General features: G+C 68.8%; 2 protein-coding genes and 1 pseudogene. 1 reads left to right on the forward strand and 2 read right to left on the reverse strand.

The window, feature by feature from the left end; translation table 11 throughout:
• Both ELR45_RS38865 and ELR45_RS23545 read right to left on the reverse strand, forming a co-directional pair.
• Positions 1-253: DnaJ family domain-containing protein (locus tag ELR45_RS38865; protein WP_205857130.1), on the reverse strand; the 253-nt coding region annotated here is incomplete at its 3' end.
• A 44-nt stretch (positions 254-297) separates the two neighbouring features.
• On the reverse strand, positions 298-1,935 hold the full coding sequence (locus ELR45_RS23545) for a PucR family transcriptional regulator (RefSeq protein WP_129668525.1): 1,638 nt from the start codon (positions 1,933-1,935) through the stop codon (positions 298-300).
• 117 nt (positions 1,936-2,052) lie between these two features.
• On the opposite strand from ELR45_RS23545, the pseudogene ELR45_RS41405 reads away from it, so the two are divergent.
• Positions 2,053-2,397 (forward strand): annotated as a pseudogene (locus ELR45_RS41405) (alanine dehydrogenase); the annotation flags it as partial.

Below are 2,397 nucleotides of genomic sequence, written 5' to 3' on the forward strand. Positions count from 1 at the left end.
CACGCACCGTCTCGGGCAGCCGGCTGATCTCTTTACGCAACCGCAACGGTGTGGGGAGGGCGTCCTCGGCGGACAGCCCTTCATCCTCGATCTTCCGCCTGATCCACCACATCTCGTCGTTGCTTCGGCCGAGATTGGTGAGCGGCTTACCCGCACCCGGCAGGTCCTTGAACTCGCCACGTTCCTCCGCCTCGCGGATCTGCTTGTCGATCCACGACTCGAAGCTCATGCCCCCGGGCTTGCGCTCGGTCATGATCTTATTGTGCACGCCCCCATTGCCGGATCGCACGACCAGGTCTACGGTCCTGTTGCGCGGCGGCCGGTGTGCGCCAGCAAGGCGACGTGCAACGAGGTGATCGACTCGGCGTCGGACAGGTCGACTCCGAGAACGCGTTCGATGCGAGCCAACCGCTCGTAGAACGCGGGCCGGGACAGGTGCATCGCCCCGGCAGCTGCGCTCTTCCGCCCGCCGTGTTCGACGTAGGCGCGTAGCACGGCGGTCAGCTCCGTTCCCCGCTCGTCGTCGTGGGTGAACAGCGGCCTGAGCTCCCGTTCGGCGAAGGCGAGTACCCGCTCGTCGTCGTTCAGCAACTGCAGCAGCCCGCGAAGGCGCACGTTCTCGAGCCGGTGACAGGCGACGTCCGTGCGCGTGGACGTACGGGCGGCCGCAGCGGCGACCTGCCGGGCTTCGTTGAGCGTTCGCCGCGCGGCATGGACCGACGCAACCGTGGTTCCGGCCGCGACCAGGACGGGCAGCGGCCGCGGTGCGGATGCGGCAGCGCGCCGGAGCTGGTCGGCTAGCCGGTCGACCAGCGACACGTCGTCGCTGTCAGGCCTCAGCGACAGGAGCCCGAGGACCGCTTCGTCGTCCACCACGCTGACCAGCATCGCAAGGCCCGACAGGCGCGCAGTGGCGGCGGTTATCTCGGCGAGGTCCCGGAGTCGTTCCTGGGCCGCACGGATCGGAGCGGACGACGGGGCGTCGTCGGTCGGGAGCACGACGAGGCCGACGAGCCACCGATCGGACAGCGGCACACCGGCAGCGGTGGCGCGCGCGACCACGCCGTCGTCCCACGGCCGGTCAGCAGTCAACGCGGCGAGCAACGTCCGGTGCGTCTGCCGCTCCAGGCTCTCCCGGTCGCGTGCCGCCAGCCTCTGCAGCGCGAGCGCCGAGGCGCCTCGCTCCGCGAGAACGATGAGACGCTGCGGCGGCGCATCCGGACAGACGATGATGAGCCGTCCCCAGTCGTCGCCGCGGGCTCCGACCACGGTGACAAGCCATCCCATCGCGTCGTCGTATGCGGTCCGCCCTGCCGGAGCCACGGACCGGGAACGCCGTTCCCAATCAGAGAGCAGCTCGGTGAGATCGTCGCCGCCGGCGTCGACTCTGAGAATCTGGTGTCGGGTCGACTCCAGCACCACCGGACACCCGGCCATCCGTCTGACCTCGGCCAGAATCTGCGTGGGCTCCGCGCCGGCGATGCTCAGCTCGGTGAACGTCTGATGCATCTGCTCGGCGGCACGCAACTCGCTGAGCTGAGCATCGACCACCAGCTCGCCGATCGCCTCGGTCGCCCTGGCGAAGCGCACCTCCCGTCGCCAGGCGACCAGCGGGAGATCCGAATCGTCGCAGGCGGCCACCATCGCGGCCGGAAGGTCTGTGCTCCAGCGACGGCCCAGCTCCACGATGAGGCCGGCGGCGCCGGCCACGACGAGATCCTCCACGTATGCGGCGAGGCCGGCGTCGTCCGCCGGCAGTGCGATACCGGTGGTGAGAACGAGATCGCCGCCGCGTAAGAGACGGGCGATGTCGGAGACCTCGGCCGAGTGGCTCCAGCGCACCTGCCGATGCAAGCCACTGGCACCGGCCACCACTTCTGGCCTGCCTCGCCGGACCGCAGGAAGTTCGAGCACCTCCTCCACCGTCGGTAACATCGCGGTTCTCCTGACAGTCTGTCGTGAACTCCATGTAACACCGACACAATGTCGGTTGCCGTGGTGGCAGCGCAAGCGTTCGATGGGTATCGACACCCGAAAGCACGAGGAGCTCCCGTGAAGGTCGGCATCCCCCGCGAGGTCAAGAACCACGAGTACCGCGTCGCCGCTACCCCGGCGGGAGTCCGCGAGCTGACCGCTCGTGGCCACGACGTCTATGTCGAGCAGCACGCAGGCGCCGGATCGTCGATCGGCGACGACGAGTACCTGGCTGCCGGTGCGAAGATCCTGGACACAGCCGACGATGTCTGGGCCGAAGGCGAGCTGATCCTGAAGGTCAAGGAGCCGGTGGCACAGGAGTACCACCGGATGCGGGCCGGCCAGGTGCTCTTCACCTACCTGCACCTGGCCGCGTCGCGAGAGTGTACCGAGGCCCTGCTGTCCCAGCGGGTGACCGGCATC

The sequence above is a fragment of the Phytoactinopolyspora endophytica genome, from assembly GCF_004138495.1.
Classification (GTDB): Bacteria; Actinomycetota; Actinomycetes; order Jiangellales; family Jiangellaceae; genus Phytoactinopolyspora; species Phytoactinopolyspora endophytica.